Source organism: Peptoniphilus sp. SGI.035 (genome assembly GCF_050315115.1).
Taxonomy (GTDB): Bacteria; Bacillota; Clostridia; order Tissierellales; family Peptoniphilaceae; genus Peptoniphilus_A.
The window spans coordinates 25726-47935 of sequence record NZ_JBNPOJ010000004.1; the positions used below are offsets into that span (position 1 = coordinate 25726).

Genomic DNA, 22210 nt, shown 5'->3' on the forward strand with positions numbered 1-22210 from the left:
ATGGCAAAAGTATTAAATAATATAAAAGATGCAAAGGATTTAATGAATCTTTCATTATTCACAGGTGCACTGTTAATTCAAAATGGAGCAGAAAGTTATAGAGCTGAAGATACTATTGAAAGAATTTGTAAATCTGTTTCAAACATTTCTAATGTATCTGCCTATGCTCTTCCCTCTGCAATTTTTATTTCTATGGAGTTTGAAGGTGAAACTCTTAGCAATTTCAGAAAAATTACTATTTCCGACACAAATTTATATAAAATTGATGCTGTAAATTCTTTTTCAAGGGAATTTGTTTCAAAAGATCTCTCAATTAAAGAGGCTTATGACATACTTTTTCACATTGATGGAACAGAAGAAAATCCATTGAAGATTTATATTTCTGGTGGAATAGCATCTTCTTTCTTCTCAGTTTTATTTGGAGGAAGTATAAAAGACTTTTTTGCAAGTTTTATTATTGGAATTTTTATTTCAGTGGTTCTTGAAAAATTAAGCTATTTTAAACTTTCTTTCTTTATAAATAATATTATCTGCGCTTTTATCACATCAGTTCTTGCCATTATATTTACGTATTTTGGCTTTGGTTCAAATATTGATAATATTATTATCGGTGTTATAATGCTTCTTGTACCTGGTGTTGCAATAACAAATTCAGTTCGAGATATTATGAGTGGAGAATTTATTACGGGTGCTATAACTATGATTAAAGCCTTTTTTATTGCACTTGCTATTGCCTTTGGTGTAGGAGTTGGATTAAAAATTATGAGGTTTATAATATGAAGATACTGATTCAATTTTTTTTATCAATGCTTGCAACATATGGCTTTACAATTTATTTTAAACTTCCAAAAAAGGTTAGACTTGTCACTTCAGCTCTTAGTGGCTTTATATGGGTTATCTATGAATTATTATTTGATTTTAGTGGGAATTATATAATTTCCTTTTTAATTTCATCATTTTTAATTGGTATATTTTCTGAAACTTTTGCAATACATTTTAAAAAGCCTGCCACAGTTTTTACTTTACCATGTCTTATACCTCTAGTACCTGGTGCTGGAATGTACTATATTATGTATTACTTTATTGAATCTAATTATGTATTGATGCGCGAGCAGGTTATTAAAACAACTTTAACTACTTCTGCACTTGCTCTTGGTATAGTTTTATCTCAAGGTTTAGTTAGAATAATAAGAGAAGTAATAAAAAGCATGAAAAATAAAAAAAGGCAATGATTTTGATTTATGATGTGTACCCATAAAACTGGACACAATATTTAATTAATTAGTTATAGTGGATGCTAACCTATATTTTGTAGGCGGTATCCATTTTGTTTTTTTCTGATTTTATAAAAAAGCGACTAAGATTTTTTGATGTTAATCGCTTTTTACTTTATATGTTTCTTATTTTAGTTATTTTACTCGTTATAATGAATTCTATTTATATAATTTAAACTTTGAAACTATATCATAGTTTTTATCAACCTCAAGAAAGTCTGAGTTTTTTAAATTATTGTAATCGAGTATCAAAATTACATATCGATTTTCTGTTTTAATTACATCAATTTCTTTATCTTTTTCTCCAATTTTTAATTTAACTGTGTTGATTTCATCAAAATTTGGATATTTTGCCCTTTTAGATTCAATTTTTGAAATATCATCAGTTTTAGATAAATATTTATCTTCAAACGAATAGATATATCCCTTTTTTTCTCCAAACTTGCTTAAGATTAAATACTCATTATTTGATGATATATCAATTGCTTTATCGCCTTGAATTTGATCAAATCCCAGACCTTTAATATCTATCGCTGAGCTTAATTTTTTGTCATTTATGTTATATATCAAAAGTCCGTTATAATTAAGAATGCCAGCATAATTATCACTCGCAAAAGCTAACTTTGGTGCAACTACTCCAATATCTGATTCAAGAACTTCTTTCTGTATATTTGGATTTATAAATTTTGAGAGAGATGAATCTTGTTCAAATTTATAAGAATCATTTTCGATTTCTTTTTCAGGTTTATTTGTGCAAGCAGTAATAGAAACAATAGCAATCACAAAGATCAATAGGATAAAAACTAACTTCCTTTTGCTATCTTTTAAGATTTTCATGCCATAAACCAGTTCAATAATAATATCCATCTATATGGATTTTTGAATTAGGAGAACCACCATATCTTGATGAGTAATAACCTGAATATTTATCAGTATGTGCTGTTACAGTTGGATCTCCACCTTTGTTATAAACTACTATAAAATGATAAAAGTTTCCATTGCTTCCAAGTTGTATTATATCTCCTGATTCTAAAGCTCCAAAAGTACTTGATATACTACCAGACGGACCCTTTGTGCTATTATTTAATAAGAAAGACCTTAGTTCATTAACACTGTCCAAGAGCTACTTCTATCTCTTTAGCTTCTATAAAACCAATAATTTGAACCAGCTATTCTTGAGCCTCTTTTCGCATACATTGTCTTGCAACCTGAATAAAGTACTTGTGAAGCATAATTTGTACAATCCTCGCCATAACCTTCAAAGTTTGCATAATTAGGGTTGAATCCTTCAAACCAATCGTCCTGATATGTTCTCATTGTCTTTCTTTGAGCACTTGAAAAACTACTGTATCTTGTTCTTCTCAAAACTATTTTTGTTTGTTCAGTATAAGCTAATTGCTCATTATTTATCTCTTCAACATATTTTTCAAATTTTTTAATACTATTCTCAAAATCATAGCTATTATTTTTTTTGTAACTTCTAGTTAAAGAATTTTTATATTCATAATTTTTTAATTCTATTAAATCATTTGTAGAACGAATAACCTGATTATTTAATAGTGTTCCAGCTGATAAATCATTTGTTGTAGCTGCAATTATTAATCCTGTTTCCTTATTGATTACGATAGAGTTAAAATATTCTAAGCTTGATTTTAAATCTCCATCTAAAAAATTTATTGCAACTGTTAATATTACTCCATATTAGTTTTAAGTCGTCAATGTTAACTTTTGAAACTTCATTATCACTGAACACTTTTAAAATTTGACTTGGAACATAGTTTACGGCTAATTGTTCTTCTTTAGAAAGAGAATTATACCAGTTTAACCACTCCATATCTTCATCCGAAAATCTAAGTGATTGTTGTGATTGTGCTGGCTCATAGTTTACACTTAATTGTTCCTCTTTACTTAGACCATTAAACCATTCTTGCCATTCTTTAGGGCTGACTTTTGAGTTATTATTTGCTGATGAAGCAAATACATTTGTTGCCATTGCTGTTAACAACATCACCATGGCTATTAATAGAGTAAATCTTCTCTTCATTTCTTACCTCCTCATTTAATTTTGCTTAACCTCAATATATTTGACATTAAAATCAAATAAATTCTATTTTTCCAACTACTGTTTCTTGCTATATTATAGAATATAGCATCTAAACTAATAACCGTTCTTATACCTCTGAGGATTACTATAATTCATAAAGTTTAAACCACTTTCATATATTTGAAGCACAAATCTTAACACACAGTTATCCACTACAATTTGGACACATAAATATTCCTTGTACATCTAAATCAAATACTTAAAATGTACAAACGCCAAGCGCATTTGAAATCTCGTTAACAGTTTTTGGACTTGGAATTGTTTTTCCCGTATCTATTTTATTCATGATTTGTTACATTATCCGTATTTTTCAACATCATTCAGTCTAGTTTTTTAATGAAGCTTCAAGAATATACCCTTTCTATCCTTATCAGTCTTTGCTTACTCATCCACATCTTCATCACTCTTCAATAGGAGGATACTTGCACTTACCATCCCAAGGATATTCTAATGTAAGAGAATTTTTTTCATCGATAATAGTTAATGTCATTCTATTAAATTTCAATGATTCGCCTTTTTTATGCGTCCACACATCATAATGATAATAATATTTATTGTTTATATCATCATTAAAAGTTACAACTACCAAGTATCCTCCCTGTTTCCAGTCTTTAATAAATCTTTTACTAGAAATATTATCGATAGCTATTCCTTGTTTAGTTATATAATTTTCGAAGCTTCTTTGTGCTAATTTTTTTTGCAATGGATATTGGTATATAGCTGTACCAAGTATGATTATAACTACTACTAGTAATATCATCTTTTTTTTCTTTATCATAATACTAAGTCCTAGTAAGTGTGCTTGTAGCTTAAACTGTGTATTGTATCTGGTAAATCATATGGTAACCTGTATCCTATTGTTGGACCGTTAACTTGATGGGATGATGGACCATAATAATACGCTTGCCATACCAATTTAGAACAATAAGTGACGTCTGTACTAGCTAAATTACCAGTTATCTTATATTCTGCATTAGAACCCGAATAAGTATTAACTGCCCAATTTGCAGCCGCATTAGCTACCATACTGCTATTATGTCTATATACTTTTGTCCATGAACTTCTGTTTTTATTTGTGTAGTTGTTATGCCAGCTAGAAAAAGCAATATATCCTGGATGATATCCTGGTCCTGCAATGTGGAAAACATACCCACTAGAAGTTGCAATCCCAGCATGCCCTAAAATCCCAGCTGAACTTGTCCCATTTGTTATTATAACGTCTCCCTTTTTAGGTGTAAAACTTGCTCTTGCCATTGTGGCATCAGAAGAATACACTTCATAAAAATCTGTTGAGTTAGATAGTATATCTTCTAGTTTCTGAGAGGACTCTACTAGATTTTTCCACTCGTCATAACTAACATCTTCTCCTAATATGCCCTCCCTTATATACTGTTCATATTGAGTATACGAAGTATTGGCTTGATTATTTTCTTGTGCTAATGCTGAACTAGGTAAGAATATTCCAACCACCAGACATAGTATTAACGAAGCCATCCAAAATTTATTAAACTTTTTCATAATTACCTCCATCATATAATTTTGTTTAACCTCAATATATTTGACATTAAAATCAAATATATTCTATTTTTCCAACTGTTGTTTCTAGCTATATTATAGAATATAGCATCTAAACTAATCGCCGTTCTTATACCTCTAAGGATTTAAATATACCATTTAATCGCCTCTGTACCTACATGACACTGCTCACACTCAAATTTATCAAAACCAAATAATGAATAAATACATGTACTTAGTTTATTTGCAATTTCTATTCCTACTGGAATCGTTGGTTGAGCTTCTGTTCCAAAAGACTAATGTATTGTCTTGTTACACTTAACTCATCAAACCCTAGTTATAATTTATAAACGACATATACTCTTACTTTAACATTATCTCCACTAAGCCATCTTACACCTGTTTTTTCATTATCGACTCTACCTGAATGGTTTCTTACGCCAACATCTTTTCTATTATTGTCGAAGCCAGTGATTATTAAAGTATGATATGCGCTATCTTTAGAGTTTAAAAAAGATATAGGGTATCCAGCTTGTGCATAGTTGTATAACCTTGAAAGTTCTCCATTTTTACTCAGATCGAAATCCTTATAAGCATATGATCTTGTGACCCAGTGCCACTTAAACATATTTGCACCACGCCACGTAGAAGATACTTTGCTTGGTTTTTTTCTGAACCATAAGAAAACCAGTTTCTACTATCGTCTATTTTAGGATATTTGTGTTTCATCTTTTTTTCTCCCGCATACAGACATTGAGAAACAAAATTAGCACAATCAACACCCAATCAGGAAAGGTGGGATTATAATTCTCCCAATACTTTTTTGCATAAGCAACACCTTTTGAAGCTGCATCTTTTTCAGAGTTTCTATATAAAATGTTTGTTTTCAAATATTTTTTAGCAATTGTTTCGTCGAAATTATCTCCTGATTCCATATCTTCAATATATAACAATGCTGATTCTTTGACTTCGTTTGGTAAACTATTAATATGTCTTTTTAGAATATTTATATTTTCTTCTGTCGTGTCCAAAGTAGCGTAGTAATTAGGCTTGAGATTTTTATTTATATAGTCGACAATGGCTTCATACCCATCAGGTTCTTTAGCTGAGCGGATTATAATATCCTTAGCTTCATACTCTGAATCATCAATCATATACTCTATCTTATTTAACATATTCGCTTTTGCTTTTTCTGCGATAGCCTTATTTGAAAGATTTGGATACATACCCCTGTACATATTGAAAATCTCAATATAAGATGATATATATTGATTTATAGACTTTTTTTCCATGGTCGGATATAGGTTCTGTAGTTCTGTCAGAAAGGTTTTGGTTTCATATTTGTCGTCAATATTAACTTTTGAAACTTCATTAGCACTAAGTGCTTTTAAAACTTGACTTGGCTCATAGTTTACACTTAATTGTTCCTCTTTGCTTAGACCATTAAACCATTCTTGCCATTCTTTAGGGCTGACTTTTGAGTTATTATTTGCTGATGAAGCAAATACATTTGTTGCCATCGCTGTTAACAGCATCACCATGGCTATTAATAGAGCAAATCTTCTCTTCATTTCTAACCTCCTCATATAATTTTGCTTAACCTCAATATATTTGACATTAAAATCAAATATATTCTATTTTTCCAACTGTTGTTTCTAGTTATATTATAAAATATAGCATCTAAACTAATCGCCATTACTATATCTCATAGGATTTAAATCCATTATTTCACCTCCTATCTATCTTACATATGAGTTTATCTTTACCTTTCCTGATAATGTTGTATTTGTTTGATTAATAATTGTAACTATATATTTACTACCTCTATAAGCTTTTACTTTTAATGTTGAGTCTGAAGCAAATCTTTCATCATAGATAATTTTTCCATCCTCTTCAATAATTACCTGATATTTAATTCCACCTGAGCAAGACATATCTTTTAATCTAACTGTAAATCCATCATGGACTGGACCTATCCATGTATCCATGTTAAATTCATAGTCTATCTTATCAAATCTACTTAATCTTATATTCTCATCAACATTTGCTGCTCTAAGACCTGTCCTCGATACTTCTCCTAATTCTAACTTTTGATACTCTTCGTCACTTATTATTTGAACCCTATCTCCAAATTCCGAGTTTATATTAGTGACTATATCACCTTTTGTATCAATCCTATCTTGATTTAGGTCGGTCACATTGGCGAATACCGGTAAGCAAAATGTAAACGCAAACATAAAAACCATCAAACCTGCAAGTGTCTTTTTCCATTTTTTCATAATAAGCATCCTTTCTTTATTTGGGTTTAAATTTAAAACAAAATTATTTGTATTGCTTTTTATTCCTAATAACTTTAGCATTGACATGCAATATTCTTTTCTATTTTTTATTGTGTCGCCTAATTGTTGAACCACTAGCTTATCGCAATTTATTTCTATATCTTGGTCTATATATTTAAAGCTCAGCCATAAGAGTGGATTGTACCAATATAGGCAAGCTAAAATATTTATTAGGTGGTTTAGTAAGATGTGAAATTTCCTTATGTGCATTAGTTCATGGATCAAAACATGGTCTAGTAATTTTTCATCAGCTAGGATATGATCTTGTAGGATTATCTTGGGTTTTAAAATGCCAAAGGTAAGGGGAGTTTTTAAATTGTTATTGATATAAATCTTTACTTTTCTTTTTAATCCAAATTCACTTATTTTTTCCTTGCATAAAGTATTGTGGGTAAGGGTAGAGCCTTTCATAACTTTATTGAATTTACTTATTTTTATTCCCAAATAAGTAAAAATCAAAATCGAACCTATTAGTCGGTTTAGTTTAAAAAATATATAGCCTAGTTTACTTACTAACCAGCATAAGCAATAATTAAAAAAATTTGTTAGAATAAGTAAATATGATAAAATACTATTTTCCTTGGCACAATCTATTCCTATCATAAGTTCATAGGGACTTATTAAATAGATTAATAAGACCATCCACAAAATAATGCTTGCTGACCTAAAGGCTTTTTTATTTAAGGTTGGTCTAACTAAAAGAATAACAACTAGCAAAAAAAGGCTTTTTATAGATTTTTCTAGAATAATTACCCTAACTAGACTTATTGCCATTCTTGTCTTCCTCTTGGTCCTCTTCGCCAAAGCTAGCTATTAATTTTTTCATCCCTTCTATTTCTTCTTTTGTAACTTCCTCGTTTTGTAAAAACGTTTTACACATATTTAAAAGCGATCCTTTAAAAAGTTTATGAAAGGCTTCTTTTTGCTTATTCAAAAGGGCATCTTCCCTTAATACAAGGACCCTAATTGTGTATTTAGGATATCTCCTAGCTATCGCCCCTTTTTCTACTAATCTTCCAAGAAAGGTGTAGCAAGATGTTTTGCTTATATTGTGCCTTTCCATTAATATTTTTGATAAGGCAAGAGCTTGGATTTCTCCATTTTCATCTAAGACATCGCCTTTCCACAATTCTTCCATTACTAGTAGTTCTCCATCTGAAAATTCCAACTATATTACCTCCTATATAAATTACAGTTTCATTAGTTTTTATATTTTTATATATTTAATTATTTTCGCTCTGAGTATATTATAGATTAAAAAAAAGTCAAGTGTTTTGACCATTTAAAATAATGTTTTTTTATTTTAATACATATCTGTTCCATTTTAAATTTCTTTTTAAAATTCATCTTCAAAACTAATAATATCATTAGGAGTGCAAGATAAAGCCTTACATATTCTTTCTAAATTCTTAAATGTAATTAGTATATCCTTGCCCATTTGTGCCATAACATTTGTTGTAAGTCCTGCCATAGCAATTACATCAGTTTTCTTTAAACATTTTTTCGCTAATTGTATCCATAATGGTTTATAGTTAAGTGCCATAATATCCCTATTTTTCTCTTTGTTAAATTTATTTAATTATAGTATAAATATTGATTTCATTCAATCTTACATTGATTTAGTGTTTTGTTTTAGAGAATTTGTTGTGTTATTCCATCCTTATTTTGCCATTAGCTGCTTTATCCCTACTTAGAGGTGGTATTTTATATTTAATTCTTTGGTGTTTAGTAGAAAATTGTAGAAGATTTCAACGGTTTGAACGACTTCACCGTCTATAATCTCTTTTTCATAGACAAAAATTTTGTCGATGAGTTCGTTGAGAATGTGTCTATCCAGTTTTTTAATGTTCTGATATTTTTTGATGGATTCTATCCATTTGCTGATGTTGATATCTTTGCTTTCGGAATTTTTTATCTTTTCCTCATTGACCTTTATTCGTTCAAGTAGAATATTTTGCTCTTTTTGCGTTTTTTCCATCAAGCGATTGAAGTTTGTTTCATTGATCCTTTTGTCAATCCAGTCATCATAGAGTCTTTCAACTTTCGTTTCAAGCTCCTTGTATCTAAGGCTATCTTCTTCAATCATCTGTCCGGCAAGCACGACCTGACTGTCTAATTCTTCCTCTTGGTTTAACTCTAATATCTTCAGGACTTCTTTTTCATCTTTCAAGGCAAGTTTTGCATTGCTCCTGATATCCTCCAAAACTACCCTGTAGACTTCATCATACATAATGCGGTGTTGACTGCAAAAGTCTTTGCCGTATCTTCTGTATGTGTTGCAAGTAAAGAGTTTTTCCTTTTTCTTAGAGTTATTCCTTGCAAGATTTAATGACTTGCCACAGTCGGGGCATTTAATCAGTCTGGCAAACAAGCTGAGTTCTCCTGTTTTAAAAGGTCTTTTTCTGCTTTTCAGCTTTTCATTGGCTATCTCAAAGGTATCTTCATCAATCAAAGCCTCGTGCATATCTTCAACTACAAGCCATTCTTCTTGAGGTTTATCGGATATCCAACCGATTTTGAATTTATGATTGGCTTTCTGTGATGCAATATGCCCTAAATAAACAGGGTTTTGTATCATCTCTGTGAGCGTTGTGCAATCCCATACATATTCGCCACCCTCCATAGTCTTTTCCCATTTGGTAACGGCATTTCGTAAGCTCTTTTTTCTGTTCCACCATGTCGGGGTAGGGATTTTTTCTTCTCTCAGTAAAGTTCTGATATATTGCACTCCATAACCTCTTGCAGCATAGTCAAAAATCTTTTCAACTATCCATGATGTTTCTTCATCAATCACTAAAAGGTGAGGATTGTTTTCATCTTTCTTGTAGCCGAAGGGTGCAAGGCAACCTGTAAACTTCCCTTGTTTCGCCCTTGTGTAATAAGCAGATTTCATTTTCTTTGATACATCTCTTGAATAAAATTCATTCAGAACATTCTTAAAGGGGACTATCTCATTGTTATCCTGATTGGTATCCACACCGTCATTGACAGCGATATACCTGACACCGTTTTTCGGGAAAAATTCTTCCGTAAACTTTCCTGTTTGCAAATAATTTCTTCCAAGCCTTGATAAGTCTTTAGTGATGACCGTATCAATTTTTTTAGCCTTGATATCGACAAGCATTCTCTGAAAGTCGGGTCTGTCAATATTAAGTCCTGTATAGCCGTCATCTACATAGATATCAGCGATTGTCCAATTTCTCTGCTTGCAGTAATCAATGAGCATATCCCTTTGGTTTTGTATACTGGCACTCTCTCCTTTCTTAAACTCATCGTCTTTTGAAAGACGGCAATAAATTGCCACACGATTGGTTTGAAAATCACTTTGCATTGCTATTCCTCCTTATTTGGAGGGTTAAGCAAGCAAGATTGAGTTGAATTATTTGTATTATACTCCTTTCCTTTTATTATTGCAATACTATCTTTCTTATTAGAAACATAACTGTCTTTCAGTATCAAGGAAGCAAAGGCTTGTGCCGGTGTTCTTCCTTTTCTATATTTTCTCTTAACAATAATTTCCGTTTTCTTTTTATTCATATCTGCTCCTTTCCGGGAAATGAAAATTGTAACTTTGTAACCTTGTAACTTGTAACCGAAGTTTTAAAACCTCTTAAATCAAGACCGTAAAAACTAAAAAAGCCTGACTTTGCAAGGGTTTTAGCCTTTGCAAAAAATCAAGCTTTGCCTAATTTCAGGAGTTTTGTTGTTGTAGGTTACAGTTACAAATCCCTCCTGTGTCTATTTTTTAAGTTTTTAATTTGACCTCCGTTCCCAATTCGGGTACGCAGCTTATTTATCCATTAAGTTTTTTGCCTTTTCTATCTTCAGCATTCGTTTTGCTTTTCGTCTGTCGCTACCGTCAACCTTTAAGGGTATGCCCATTTCTATGATTCGTGAATATATCCTTGAAAGCATAAGGTCTTGTCCTCCGTTTTCAAGGTCTTTATAGTCCAAGTTTGTGGTGATGATGGTCGGTTTTTCTTTCTGATACCTTGCGTTGATGACATTGTATATTTGCTCTAAGGCATACTCCGTATCTCTTTCGATACCGAAGTCGTCAAATACAAGCAGTGTTTTACTTGTGAGATTGCCGATATATTCGTTCCTATCAAGATTGAAACCGCCTTTTTGTAGGTCGTTCAGTATTTGTGAGAAGTTGATAATCTTGCACTCATAGAGATACTTCTCAATAACGTCATTTAGGACACTGCAAGATAGAAATGTTTTTCCTGTACCGATACCGCCATAGATAATCAAGCCTATATTGTTTTTCTTCATCTCCTCAAATTCTTCCACATACCTTTTAAGTTTTCCGATTAAGGCTTTATCCGTATGACTATCACAGTTTGCAAATGTGAAGTTTTCCTGATTTCTCTCTACAAAACATCTTCTCTTGATATCCGCTATCTTATTCTGTCTTTCTCTTTCCTCTTCCAATCTCTTTCTTTCCTGATCGCATTTACAGGCTTTGGTGAAGATAAATTTTGTATTGATTAACTCGACAGGCTCGCCATCTATTTGTTCATTACAGGTCTTGCAGTAGATATGACCGTCTTTTTCATAATGGGTATCGGTATTGTAGCTGTAGTCAAGCCCTTGTATCTTTATGCTTATGATATTATTCTCATTGTTTTTCATTCGTTTAATTCTCCTTCCAATTTTGCCGTATATTTTAGTCGTAAGGCTCTTTTGTCGTCTTGGCATAGTTTTATACCTGACTTTAATTAAAGCTCCTTAAAAGATGTTTCCACCGCTTTATATGCTCGGACTGTCATCATAGTTGGGTATGGTTTTTCTGCCGTTTTTTTTCTGTGTTAGTTTTTCCTTGTCTTGCTCATACCAGTTGAGGATTGTCACATAGTGGTCTTGATAGTGTCTGCCGGAACTCTTTATATATCTTGAAAGCTTATCTATCATCGTTTCAGTATGAGTACCTAACTTATCTTTAAGGCTTCCATACTCTTTATCAGATAATTTCACATTTTGATATTTTCCGTAAAAACGGGGGTGGGGGAGGACATTGTCCTTTTCTATTTCTATATCTCCCTCTTTCTCTAACTCTATCTCTATCTCTTTCTCTATCTCTATCTCTTGTCGGACTTCGGGAGGACAAGGCAAGGACTTATCGAGGACATTGTCCTCTTTTAATTTGTCCCTGTACTCTCTTTTCTTCTTTGCCCATTCCGTTTCAAAGCCGATTAAACTCGGTATTTCCGTCATAAAAATCTCGTCCGTTTCAATCGTTTCTATGAGATTCACTTTGAGAAGATAATTAAGGGTTACGGCAATATCATCTTCCGTTTCGTCTAATACAAGTGCCAATTCCTTTGGAAAAGTTTCATCTACTTGTTGAAAATACAGGTTTCCCTCATTTTTCAAGCTGAGTAGAAGTAATTTAAGATAGATGATGGTGTAAGTTTCTCCGCCGGAAATCTTCCTAAGTCTTTTCATACGGACATCGTTGAAAAAGTCCTCTTTCAGTTTAAGCCAATAGTATCTCTTGCTCTTTGTCATGTTGTTCCTCCTATTTTTGAAATAAAAAAAGGGAAGTAGCTGTTTTCTTTTTACTACTTCCCTCGTAACTTCTATTCTGAGGCGGTGGAAAGGTGTTTTTAGCCTTTTATTTTGCCTTTGAATAGATTTTCCTTGTCCTTGCTCCTAAAATGCGGTGCAAGGCATTATATTAATTTTTTTAATGTGATGCCCTGTTTCGGGGTATCATCTAATCTGCCGTCGTGTATTCCGACATCAGCTCACGCACTGAAATAGTGCATTAGCTTATTTTGTGATATCAGCTTATATCATATTCCCAAATTGGGATTCCGTCCTCCATTAAGGGTGTCGTGTTTCGCCACTCCCTTATTTCAAGGGGTAAACGAAGCGTTCAGACCTCGGAGAACGATTCGTTCTATCAGCCCTTATATTCCTTGAGTATTTCAGTGAATAGGCATGGGGGTAACGATTCGGTACTCCCTTATCCGCCAAGGTCAATATTCTTGTCCTTTGCCTTTGCGATATCCTTAAACGGATTTTCTTTGGCAAGATTTTTGAATTTATCAATTTGCTTTTCGATACTCTCTTTTCCTTTTTCTTTGGCATTGGACTTATCAACCGCTTTTCTTAAAGCTACCTCGACAATCTTCACATTATCGGCTTGAAAGAATGCCACATAGTCCTTTGTCGCCTTATCTTCCATAAGAGAAAACTTAACTCCGTTCCGATTTAACTCTTTTTTAAACTCCGCAAGGTCTTTTTTGGATACATCTATTTCTTTGAGTTGCCCTTTTTTGTATAGGTCTTTGAGTTGTATCTCGTTCTTTTCCGGCATGAGTTTACTAAGGCTGAAATTACTATCTTTGAACTTCTCGGAAAAATAATCTTGGATCTGCCCATACTCTTTGGAGAATTGAATTGCCATAGTAATTCCATCTTTCGTTCCTTGCACTATCTCCCTACTAATTTCTTCGTTAATCATTTTTTAGTCCTCCTATCTTTCTGTATCCCTGTTTTTATAATAATCTTTGGTCGCTTGCCTTTTTCTGTTGTAGCTGTCACTGTCTTTCTTAAACTCTTGCAGTTTTTTAATAACACTTTCCTTTTCCCCTCGCTTAATCGCCTTATCTATCTCGATGGATAGGTCTATGCCGTATTCCTCATTGACGATACCAACCGCATACTTGATATGGTTTATCTGATTGTATTTTTCTTTAATACTCTCCGATTGTCCGTTCAGCTTTTCAATTTCTTTTTCAAGTGTGCTGATTTCCTGTGTCCATTTCTTCGGCTGTATTTTATTATTGCCGGATAAATTTTCAAGCATGGCTCTTGCTCTTTGGTGTTGGTCGATTTCGTTTTTATGGGCATTGTAGAAGTTATCCTTGAAGATTTTTTTATTCTGCCATTCTGTGAAAGTTTTTTGAGTTGCCTTAATCGTTTCCGCATATCCGAAGCACTTGTTTAAGTTTTCTATCTTTTGAGTTTTCTCTTTAACGGATGTAAAGATTTGATTATTATCCGTTCTTAACTCTGAGATGTGGCTTTGTAATTCTGAAACAGTTCTTAAGTTATTGCTCCTAAGATACAAAACTCCGTTTGCGTATTTCTTAAGGTCATAAAGAGTTTTATTCCGTTTGGCATAAGGGGAGAGGGCAGTCCTTTTCATTTCTTGCATTTCCTGATAAAAACTTAGGTATTCATAGAGATTGAAAAGTCCTGATTCTTTTTCCACCGATAGTTTTGTTTCTTCCTTATGCTTTTGGTAGGCAGTCTTTAATCTGTCCTTAAAATCACTGAGCCATCCTGTGATTTTCCTGATTTCTTCTCCAATTGCTTTCAAAAGTTGATTCTGTTTTTTAATCTCCCGATTGATATCTCCCTTTTCCGTTCTGATGCCTTTTCTTTCCAATGCACTTGCAGCTGCTCCTAAATGTATAGTCGGTATTTGTTTGACAGCCTGTCTTTTGAATGAACGATGATCCACTCTTTTATCAATTTCATTTTCTTGTAAGTATCGGTTACAGAGATTAGAAAAAGATTCTCTCCATTTTTCGACATTACCTCTGTCATTCCAATTTGTAAGTTCGACTTTTCTCGTTTTGGGTTTGCCGTTTTTCCCTAAAATCTTTTTGCCATTCTCGTCAAGCATATATTCCTTTTTGCTTTTCTGTCCCCATGTTCCATCTTCATTCAACGGTCTAACTATAGTCATAATATGTGCGTGGATATTATTATTTCCGTCTTGACTTTCATCATGGATTGCCAAATCTGCTATCATACCCTCATTGGTAAAGTTAGTTTCAATAAATTCGCTTATCAGCTTTTTGTTTTCTTCAAGACTTAACTCTTTCGGTAGGGCAATAATAAAATTTCTTGCAAGCTGTGCATTTGAATTTTTCTCAAAGAGTTCGACAGAGTTCCATAGAGTAGTCCTATCTGTAAATTCTTGCGGTGCGTGTTCGGGTAGGAATATTTCTTTATGAATGACGCCTTGCTTTTTTGTATAGTCGTGAGTTACTCCGTCCCATTCGTTTTTTATTTTCTCTCCGGATATATATGCTGAACTTGCAACAGCACTTTTTCCTTTTCCTCTTGAAATAATAGACACAGAGAAATGAAAACTGTCTGCCATCTCATCACTTCCTTTCTGTTTTTTTCTCTTGTTGTTTTAGGTGGAGACTTTAAAGATTTGTGTATCTTCGCTCCGTAAGTGAGCGATTTGAAATGTTAAAATATAAAAAGCCGACTACTGAATTTTCAACTCTTGTTGTTTCAGTGTGTCGGCTTGCCGTCTGATTACATTTCAAATTTTTAATGTCAAGGGCTGAGCGGTAGCGAAGTGCATTTTACCCTTGACATTGAAAAAGCGAACGATTATTTTTCGTTCAGCTCCTCGGATAACATCAAAGTAAAAATGCTTCAGCTTTTTTCTTTACTCCCGGTAGGGCAAAAGCACCGCAGGTCGCAATCACCCTTTAGGGTGTATAATTGCGCCCTTAGAAAATCTAAGGGACAATTATGTTATTTCGTCTCGCTCAACTTTCTCGAATTATGCTCAAGGTTTCTTTGATGTCCGAAGTATTAAAAGCAACTTTAAGCAAGATTTTAATATCCTCATTTGTCAATTCCTCCGCATTCTCAATAAAACTTTCAAGCATTGCTCCTCTCGTAATCAATCTGTGATTTCTTTTTTTCTGCTCTCTCAATTTGTCTTGCCTGAGAATTTTCTTCTCTTGATTTTCAAGCTGTTTTAACTGCTTTTCCGTTTTCTCAAGCTCATCTTCCAACACTCTTATATTTTGTCTTGTCTTTTCTAATTCTTTCAATTTTATACATCTCCTTTCAATTTTCAAGCATGAAAAAAGCGACTAAGATTTTTCTCTTAATCGCTTATATTAGTGTGTATTTGATTTTTGATTTTATTAGGCAAGGCGGTATTTTTATTTATCTGAAAAATTGGGATTTGTTATTTAAAAGTTTCAATCTCGTAATTCAACTTTTCAATCAGTTCAACGACATATGTTCTGAAATCTTTTAATCCGTTTAGTCCTTCTTTTATTTCTTCCTGTACCTTAAAATCTGTATAAATATTGTCAAAACAAACATCAAAGACATTGTCACTTATTGTATCGCTAACTTCTGTAGGTAAGTGCATATTTACATCTTCCAGTTCTTTATTTAGTAAATTCAATGAACGAGAAATTTCTTTAATATCGCTATTTGCATCTTTGATTTTGCCTCTTTTTAAAAAACTTGAAAATGCTCCTCCACCAAGTAAGTCTGCAATTCCCCAAGATGATGCACTATTCAATGAAGATATTGCATTATCTATTCTTGCGATAACTTCCTGTGCCGCCACTTTGGCTTCTTTAAGTTCTTTTAGTCTGTCCATGATTATCCCTCCAATTATTTAAAAAGATTTATACTCTTTTTTTTATACCCTTTTTTTTGCTAACAATCATCAAATCATCGTACGGCGGAAGATAGTAAATACAAATAGCTAAAATCAAAATTATTACTAAATAAACCGCAATTGATACAAGAGGATTTGCCGTTTCGTAAGCAGCTGCATAATCAACTAACTTATATCCGGCAGTAATTGGAAAAAAGTTGGTTAAGCTTGATTTCCCTACAAAAAGGCTGATTAATCCAAGCAAAAAAGATATACCTGCTCCGATCATATAGTACCCTCGTTTTCTTGTAGATAATATTATTATCGGAGAGACAGCTATATAGTTAAATAATGCCATACCACATACTTGTTTAATCGAAAAAACAGTTTGTTCCAATGTAATGTCAAAGTGTAGGAGAAATTGCCCTGAAAGCATTACTAAGATGAAACTTATCAGACCGAAAAACACCGAAAAAATACCTGTTATTAATATTTTTATAATAAATATTTTTCTCAAGGATATCGGCACTGTCAAAAGGGACTTCATCGTATCTGCTTCATATTCTCGATTAATTAGATATCCACCAAATAAAGTAAATGTAGCCGGAAATACCAAAGTTGTATTATTAAATACCAGCACATAATTCAGAATCTCAAAGCTCATTTCTTCGCCTGCATTATAGCCCAAATACATTTGAAAGACGGAATACCCTACCGAAATCAATACTGCAAAAAAACCGACTAATAAAATTGGATTTCTTCTGATTTTAATAAACTCACAATGTAACATTCGGTATATCATTATACGACCTCCTTTCTACCATACAAGCCGGATGCAAATGCTATAAAAACCACTCCGGTGCAAATAAGGATTTGGAAAGCTTTCACTGTCGAAAGTTCAGGAACAAAAAGCGTTGCAGAATTTTGTCCTAAAGAAAAAACATACAAAAACCAACGAAATGCAACAATACGAGGTAGATAAGAGATAAAACCACTCGAAACATTCAGGCCTGAAGCATATGCATTCACCAACAAAAATCCGGCAATCGCATAAAAAATAGTTAAAATTATAGAAAAAATCTTATTTCTATGAAATATACAAAAAAGTAAAATAAGCGGTAGAACATCAAAGAATATCATAGTTCCATTGATAAGACTATGATATGCGTATGTTGTAATGTCCTGAATTCCCCCGAGAAAAAGCCCGCCTATAGAAGTTGCTAATAATTCAAAAAAAGAGTACAACATTGATAGCAATAAAAGTAAAGATATTTTTGCATAAAACAGCTTCCTCCCGGAAATTGGAATGGACAACAAATTCTTGAATGTATCATTATCGTCCTCTGTCGAAAGAAGCATAAGCCCAATTATCCCAAGTACACAAGGTTTGAAAAGTAAATCGCCATATAAAAATACAAATCGATAAAGCATTTCAAAATTATTTCCTGTTTTGAAAACATACATGGTAAGCACAATAGGAAATAATACAGCTAATATCAAAGTAATTTGTATAAACCTTAGTCGTTTCAATTTCAAAAATTCGCATTTTATAAGTTTAAGCAATTCCTTCACCTCTGGTTACTCGCTTGAAGTAATCTTCAAGAGTTTCTTCGCAAGTGTGGGCTTCGGATACTTCCAATCCGTTATTTACAAATTCGGTAACAATTTTCCCCACGGACATATCAAGATTATACAAGTGTAAATTATGGTCATCTTGTATTGAAAAATTATTCTCATAGAATGTACGCTCTAAAATTCTTGCGGCTTGTGCTGTATCTGAAACAATAAAATGAATATGATGACTGCTTTTCTTCTCCAATTCTGCAAGACTTGCTTCTTCCAATAAAACGCCATGATCAATAATTCCAATATCGTCCGCCAATAAGGCAATTTCTGAAAGTATGTGGCTGGAAAGTAGAATTGTTTTCCCTTTTTTATCACATAGTTCTCGTATAAATGTTCTTATCTCTGCAATTCCTATAGGGTCGAGTCCGTTTATAGGTTCATCTAAAATCAAAAGTTCAGGATCGTGCATAACCGCAAGAGCGATGGCTAATCGCTGTTTCATACCGAGAGAGTATTGAGAAAAAAGTTTTTTATCTTTGTACGGTAAACCTACCAAATCTAAAGCGTCTTTGATTGCGTGACGATTAGGTACTCCTCTAAGTGTTGCAAATATAGTTAAGTTTTCGCTTGCTGTCAAATTTGGATAAAATCCAGGAGATTCAATCATACTGCCTATTCGTGGTAAAATTTTTGTTTCATTTCCTTGTAGCGATTTTCCCCAGATTTCTATTTCTCCTGAAGTGGGTTTGGTAAGACCAAGCAACATTTTCATAGTCGTGGTCTTTCCGGCTCCATTTCTTCCGAGGAGACCATAAATTCTCCCTTTACGAATATTCATATTTAAGTTAGCAACACTTTTTTGTGTACCATACTGTTTTGTAAGGTTTTTTGTTTTAATAATATAATCACTCATATTTAATCCTCCTCCTTGTAAGAGAAATTGTATCAAACCAACTTTGCATTAACCTTGCCACAACCTTGCATTAACCTTGCAATTATAAGATTAAATATGTCGATAAAATAATAAGCTCCCTTCATATTATGGAGAGAGCCTTAATCAATCAGAGGAAAACATAAAGTAAATACAGTTTTTTTCCATCGAATACTATCTACCGTTATCTTGCCTTTCATTCTCTTTACAAGTTGATATACGATATAAAGTCCAAGACCACTGCCTTTTTCAGACCGTCCTTTATCACATTTGTATAATCTTTCGAAAATATGTGCCAAGTCTTTTTCTTCAATTCCTACACCGTTATCGGCTAAAAGAATTTTTACATTTTTATCTTGTTTTGATAATGTTATTTCAATTTTATCTGCACTGCTGTGAGCGATTACATTTTGAATAAGATTGCTGAGTATTCTAATATAAGCTTCCGTATCAAGTTTTACTTGAAGAGCTTGCTCCGGAATTTCAACGCTGTAATCTATTTTTTTATCTTCAAATATCGGTATCCAATCAATAAGTATGCTTCTTGTAAGCTCCCCGATTTCAACACGATTCATCTCCATTGGAAACTCATCGGAATTGAGTTTAAACCAATCAAACAGCATATCTATATACTCTTTTAAGTTATATGCTTTTCGCCGGGCAATCCTGATATAATTCTCTCTTTCTTCTCCCGTAACAATTCCTTTATGTGCTGCATCAAGATAGCCTATAAGTGTAGTAAGCGGTGTTCTGACATCATGAGAAAGGCTTGTCATAAGTTGTTTGTTGGTATCTTCCGTTTGGCGAAACGCGGACAGTTTATCTTCGTAAGAGATGATAATTTCATTTATTTCATAGGCAATGGGGGCAACAAGTTCATTCGGTGTCGATAAAATGCGCCTGTTGCTGTTGCCGTTTTTTATATCGACTAAAATATCCTTCATTTCCGATATTTGTTTCTTTGCTTGTTTGATACGGAGATACGAAGTTAAAAGAGACAAGGTTGTGATTATAACAGATATAATCATTGCTATTTCCATATAACTTAGACCTCCTTGTTAAAACGATAGCCGACGCCTTTAATCGTTTGAATATATTTCGATTCTTTGGGATTTGCTTCCAATTTTTTACGAAGACGACTGATAATCGCCATAATATTGCTGTCATCATAGCAATACACTTCTCCCCAAACTTCTTCATAAATTTGTTTTTTTGTCAAAATTCTTCCTTGATTCCTTGCAAAAAACAATAGTAGGTCAAATTCTTTGGGTGGTAACTTAAAGATTCCGTTAATTGTAGTAATTGAACGATTATTCAAATCAATTTCAAGACTATCAAATTCGAGTTGTTGAGGTATTTCATCTTTTTGATTAAAACGAGTATAGCGTCGTATAAGTGAATGAATACGGGCTATAAGTTCATCCATATTGAAAGGTTTTGTTAAGTAGTCATCTGCTCCAACTCTTAAACCATGTACTTTAGAAATATTGTCATCCTTTGCTGTGAGCATTAAGATGGGTAAACTACTCGTCTTTCTGATTTCAACCAATGTTTCAAATCCATCCATTCCCGGCATCATAAGATCAAGTATGACAAGTTGATACTCGTTTTCCGCTAATTTTCTTAATCCATCTTTACCTGTATTGCAAACATCAGATTCTATGTTTACAGGCAAAACACTCCTCTTTATTAAAGAGCAAAGTTCTTTATCATCATCTATAATCAAAATTTTATTCATACTTATCAACCTTTTCAAAGCAGTAAATTAATTGACGAAATCTTTTATTTTGCATTTTTCTCATCTTCTCTAAACTCAATCACTTCACTCGGCGATAAATCCATAGCCATACATATCTTCTCAAGATTTTTCATGGATATGTACTCGTTATTACCCATTTTGGCAAGGACATTGCCGGATATTCCGGCTATTTTTTGAAACTCGGTTTTCATCAGCTCTCGCTTTGCTAACTCTACCCATATAGGTCTATATGAAACTGCCATATTCCTCCTCCTACTTTATGTTTTAGATTCAAATACAGTCCTGTACCTTAAAATTTTATTTCGTGCAGAACATTAATTATTATACCAGTTATATTGCTTTTTAGCAATCTATTCTTTTGATAAGCTGAAATTCAACCTTTTCTTGCTTGCTTTTGCCCTCTTTATTTAGCCATCAATTGTTTAATACCTTGAGATTTTGCACCAGGGTTATCATTACCATAACCTTCCATCAAGTTAATAACACCCCATGTACCTAAACCAACACCAAGTGTCATTACTAAAATCTTTAATACATCTACTGCTTGTGTAAAAAATTCCATTATTTATTCCTCCTCAGAAATTTCTCCATTATCTTTCTTTTCAATTTTGTTATAAGACTTCACTACAAAGTTCTTATATGTTTTTCCGTTTATATTCTCTTTTTTTGAAGTAGCCAAAGACGTGAATTAAGTCTCCTTTTTCGAAATCCTTAGCTATTTCTATCTTGTCTCCATCGGCTGAGCAATTGATATACTCTTTGCCCTTGCCGTACTTCTTTACTAATAAAAATTAACGACTTGAACTTCTTCTCCTTCTCTTTCAAATCTTGTAAAATTCAGCTCCTTTACGAGATTAGCGTTAATTTTTACCATTTCTCTTTCCATATTTTTTAGTTCTCCTTTTCATGAAATAAAACCTGCTAACAAAAGTCAAGCCTAACCTGAAATTAATTTCAGGTTTTTTGATTATTTGAGTAATTAAATTAGCGCATGGCAAATAAGCCGAGAGTAATCAATCGGCTTGTTTTTTAGTTTTCCAAATTTTACTCTACTTTTAATTCTTTTTTCTTGGCTTTTGAATTCATGACTCTTGCATAGTAGATTCTTAAGAATTTGTTTAAGCCTGCAAATTTGCAAACTTTTTTGGCTTTTCCTTCTTTTTCTTTTTTTATCATGTAATTATATATTTCGTTTTATGAATTTTTAGCGCTCATCATACATTTTATTGCCTGGTAGCCTATTTTCCTTCTCTGTACAATTGTACGCATTCTTTTTTAAATTCATAACTATATTTCATAAAAATACCCTCCTTACTGGTTTGTCCAGTAAAGAG

General features: G+C 32.8%; 29 protein-coding genes and 1 pseudogene. 2 read left to right on the forward strand and 28 right to left on the reverse strand.

Annotated features, from left to right (window positions below; all coding sequences use genetic code 11):
• Together ACQRC6_RS03020 and ACQRC6_RS03025 are read left to right on the forward strand one after the other, a co-directional pair.
• Window positions 1-780 carry a threonine/serine ThrE exporter family protein gene (locus ACQRC6_RS03020; protein WP_427847684.1) on the forward strand — a complete coding sequence of 260 codons (780 nt, stop codon included), beginning with the start codon at window positions 1-3 and terminating at the stop codon, window positions 778-780.
• Window positions 777-1232 (forward strand): threonine/serine exporter family protein, encoded by a 456-nt coding sequence (locus ACQRC6_RS03025; protein ID WP_427847685.1) that lies wholly within the window; start codon window positions 777-779, stop codon window positions 1230-1232. The genes ACQRC6_RS03020 and ACQRC6_RS03025 overlap by 4 nt, the downstream gene beginning before the upstream one ends.
• Before the next feature lie 201 nt (window positions 1233-1433).
• Here the strand turns inward: ACQRC6_RS03025 and ACQRC6_RS03030 are convergent, their stop codons facing one another.
• The 28 genes and pseudogenes from ACQRC6_RS03030 to ACQRC6_RS03165 form a co-directional block, all read right to left on the reverse strand.
• On the reverse strand, window positions 1434-2141 hold the full coding sequence (locus ACQRC6_RS03030) for a hypothetical protein (RefSeq protein ID WP_427847686.1): 708 nt from the start codon (window positions 2139-2141) through the stop codon (window positions 1434-1436).
• Window positions 2125-2394: an amidase domain-containing protein gene (locus tag ACQRC6_RS03035; RefSeq protein WP_427847687.1), complete on the reverse strand. Its 270-nt coding sequence runs from the start codon at window positions 2392-2394 to the stop codon at window positions 2125-2127. The genes ACQRC6_RS03030 and ACQRC6_RS03035 overlap by 17 nt, the downstream gene beginning before the upstream one ends.
• A 17-nt stretch (window positions 2395-2411) precedes the next feature.
• A complete protein-coding gene (locus ACQRC6_RS03040) occupies window positions 2412-2591 on the reverse strand; it encodes an amidase domain-containing protein (protein ID WP_427847688.1) in 180 nt (59 codons plus the stop codon).
• A gap of 313 nt (window positions 2592-2904) precedes the next feature.
• The gene (locus ACQRC6_RS03045) at window positions 2905-3318 is read right to left on the reverse strand and encodes a hypothetical protein (RefSeq protein ID WP_427847689.1); all 414 of its coding nucleotides are present in this window, start codon (window positions 3316-3318) and stop codon (window positions 2905-2907) included.
• A 460-nt stretch (window positions 3319-3778) separates the two neighbouring features.
• On the reverse strand, window positions 3779-4156 hold the full coding sequence (locus ACQRC6_RS03050; RefSeq protein WP_427847690.1) for a DUF3139 domain-containing protein: 378 nt from the start codon (window positions 4154-4156) through the stop codon (window positions 3779-3781).
• 11 nt (window positions 4157-4167) lie between these two features.
• Complete coding sequence (locus tag ACQRC6_RS03055; RefSeq protein ID WP_427847691.1) at window positions 4168-4896, reverse strand: hypothetical protein; 729 nt, start codon at window positions 4894-4896, stop codon at window positions 4168-4170.
• Between the two features lie 334 nt (window positions 4897-5230).
• Complete coding sequence (locus ACQRC6_RS03060) at window positions 5231-5584, reverse strand: amidase domain-containing protein (protein ID WP_427847793.1); 354 nt, start codon at window positions 5582-5584, stop codon at window positions 5231-5233.
• 34 nt (window positions 5585-5618) lie between these two features.
• A complete protein-coding gene (locus tag ACQRC6_RS03065) occupies window positions 5619-6464 on the reverse strand; it encodes a hypothetical protein (protein ID WP_427847692.1) in 846 nt (281 codons plus the stop codon).
• Between the two features lie 168 nt (window positions 6465-6632).
• A complete protein-coding gene (locus tag ACQRC6_RS03070) occupies window positions 6633-7676 on the reverse strand; it encodes a M56 family metallopeptidase (protein ID WP_427847693.1) in 1044 nt (347 codons plus the stop codon).
• 310 nt (window positions 7677-7986) lie between these two features.
• Window positions 7987-8400: a BlaI/MecI/CopY family transcriptional regulator gene (locus tag ACQRC6_RS03075; protein ID WP_427847694.1), complete on the reverse strand. Its 414-nt coding sequence runs from the start codon at window positions 8398-8400 to the stop codon at window positions 7987-7989.
• 168 nt (window positions 8401-8568) lie between these two features.
• Entirely contained in the window at window positions 8569-8775 is a 207-nt protein-coding gene (locus ACQRC6_RS03080) for a helix-turn-helix domain-containing protein (protein WP_427847695.1), read from the reverse strand.
• 147 nt (window positions 8776-8922) lie between these two features.
• Entirely contained in the window at window positions 8923-10563 is a 1641-nt protein-coding gene (locus tag ACQRC6_RS03085) for a recombinase family protein (RefSeq protein WP_427847696.1), read from the reverse strand.
• 2 nt (window positions 10564-10565) lie between these two features.
• Window positions 10566-10769 carry a hypothetical protein gene (locus ACQRC6_RS03090; RefSeq protein WP_142954971.1) on the reverse strand — a complete coding sequence of 68 codons (204 nt, stop codon included), beginning with the start codon at window positions 10767-10769 and terminating at the stop codon, window positions 10566-10568.
• A gap of 252 nt (window positions 10770-11021) precedes the next feature.
• Window positions 11022-11870 (reverse strand): ATP-binding protein, encoded by an 849-nt coding sequence (locus tag ACQRC6_RS03095; protein WP_427847697.1) that lies wholly within the window; start codon window positions 11868-11870, stop codon window positions 11022-11024.
• A gap of 117 nt (window positions 11871-11987) precedes the next feature.
• Window positions 11988-12746, reverse strand: a complete 759-nt coding sequence (locus ACQRC6_RS03100) for a phage replisome organizer N-terminal domain-containing protein (RefSeq protein ID WP_427847698.1) — start codon at window positions 12744-12746, stop codon at window positions 11988-11990.
• 460 nt (window positions 12747-13206) lie between these two features.
• Window positions 13207-13707, reverse strand: a complete 501-nt coding sequence (locus ACQRC6_RS03105; RefSeq protein ID WP_427847699.1) for a PcfB family protein — start codon at window positions 13705-13707, stop codon at window positions 13207-13209.
• A 12-nt stretch (window positions 13708-13719) separates the two neighbouring features.
• Complete coding sequence (gene mobQ, locus ACQRC6_RS03110) at window positions 13720-15360, reverse strand: MobQ family relaxase (RefSeq protein WP_427847700.1); 1641 nt, start codon at window positions 15358-15360, stop codon at window positions 13720-13722.
• Between the two features lie 403 nt (window positions 15361-15763).
• A complete protein-coding gene (locus tag ACQRC6_RS03115; RefSeq protein WP_037624761.1) occupies window positions 15764-16054 on the reverse strand; it encodes a DUF3847 domain-containing protein in 291 nt (96 codons plus the stop codon).
• 140 nt (window positions 16055-16194) lie between these two features.
• The gene (locus ACQRC6_RS03120; protein WP_174090469.1) at window positions 16195-16620 is read right to left on the reverse strand and encodes a hypothetical protein; all 426 of its coding nucleotides are present in this window, start codon (window positions 16618-16620) and stop codon (window positions 16195-16197) included.
• A 28-nt stretch (window positions 16621-16648) separates the two neighbouring features.
• Complete coding sequence (locus tag ACQRC6_RS03125) at window positions 16649-17422, reverse strand: ABC transporter permease (protein WP_427847701.1); 774 nt, start codon at window positions 17420-17422, stop codon at window positions 16649-16651.
• Window positions 17422-18183, reverse strand: a complete 762-nt coding sequence (locus ACQRC6_RS03130) for an ABC transporter permease (protein WP_427847702.1) — start codon at window positions 18181-18183, stop codon at window positions 17422-17424. Before ACQRC6_RS03130 ends, ACQRC6_RS03125 begins: the two co-directional genes overlap by 1 nt.
• Window positions 18176-19099: an ABC transporter ATP-binding protein gene (locus tag ACQRC6_RS03135; protein WP_427847703.1), complete on the reverse strand. Its 924-nt coding sequence runs from the start codon at window positions 19097-19099 to the stop codon at window positions 18176-18178. The genes ACQRC6_RS03130 and ACQRC6_RS03135 overlap by 8 nt, the downstream gene beginning before the upstream one ends.
• 140 nt (window positions 19100-19239) lie before the next feature.
• On the reverse strand, window positions 19240-20157 hold the full coding sequence (locus ACQRC6_RS03140; RefSeq protein ID WP_427847704.1) for a sensor histidine kinase: 918 nt from the start codon (window positions 20155-20157) through the stop codon (window positions 19240-19242).
• 5 nt (window positions 20158-20162) lie between these two features.
• Complete coding sequence (locus tag ACQRC6_RS03145) at window positions 20163-20855, reverse strand: response regulator transcription factor (RefSeq protein ID WP_427847705.1); 693 nt, start codon at window positions 20853-20855, stop codon at window positions 20163-20165.
• 44 nt (window positions 20856-20899) lie between these two features.
• Complete coding sequence (locus ACQRC6_RS03150; RefSeq protein WP_427847706.1) at window positions 20900-21118, reverse strand: helix-turn-helix domain-containing protein; 219 nt, start codon at window positions 21116-21118, stop codon at window positions 20900-20902.
• Window positions 21119-21279: 161 nt separating this feature from the next.
• Complete coding sequence (locus ACQRC6_RS03155) at window positions 21280-21438, reverse strand: Maff2 family mobile element protein (RefSeq protein ID WP_427847707.1); 159 nt, start codon at window positions 21436-21438, stop codon at window positions 21280-21282.
• 3 nt (window positions 21439-21441) lie between these two features.
• A pseudogene (locus ACQRC6_RS03160) lies at window positions 21442-21762 on the reverse strand (single-stranded DNA-binding protein).
• Between the two features lie 158 nt (window positions 21763-21920).
• Window positions 21921-22052, reverse strand: coding sequence for a hypothetical protein (locus ACQRC6_RS03165; protein WP_427847708.1), 132 nt, complete (start codon window positions 22050-22052; stop codon window positions 21921-21923).
• Window positions 22053-22210 lie beyond the last annotated feature (158 nt).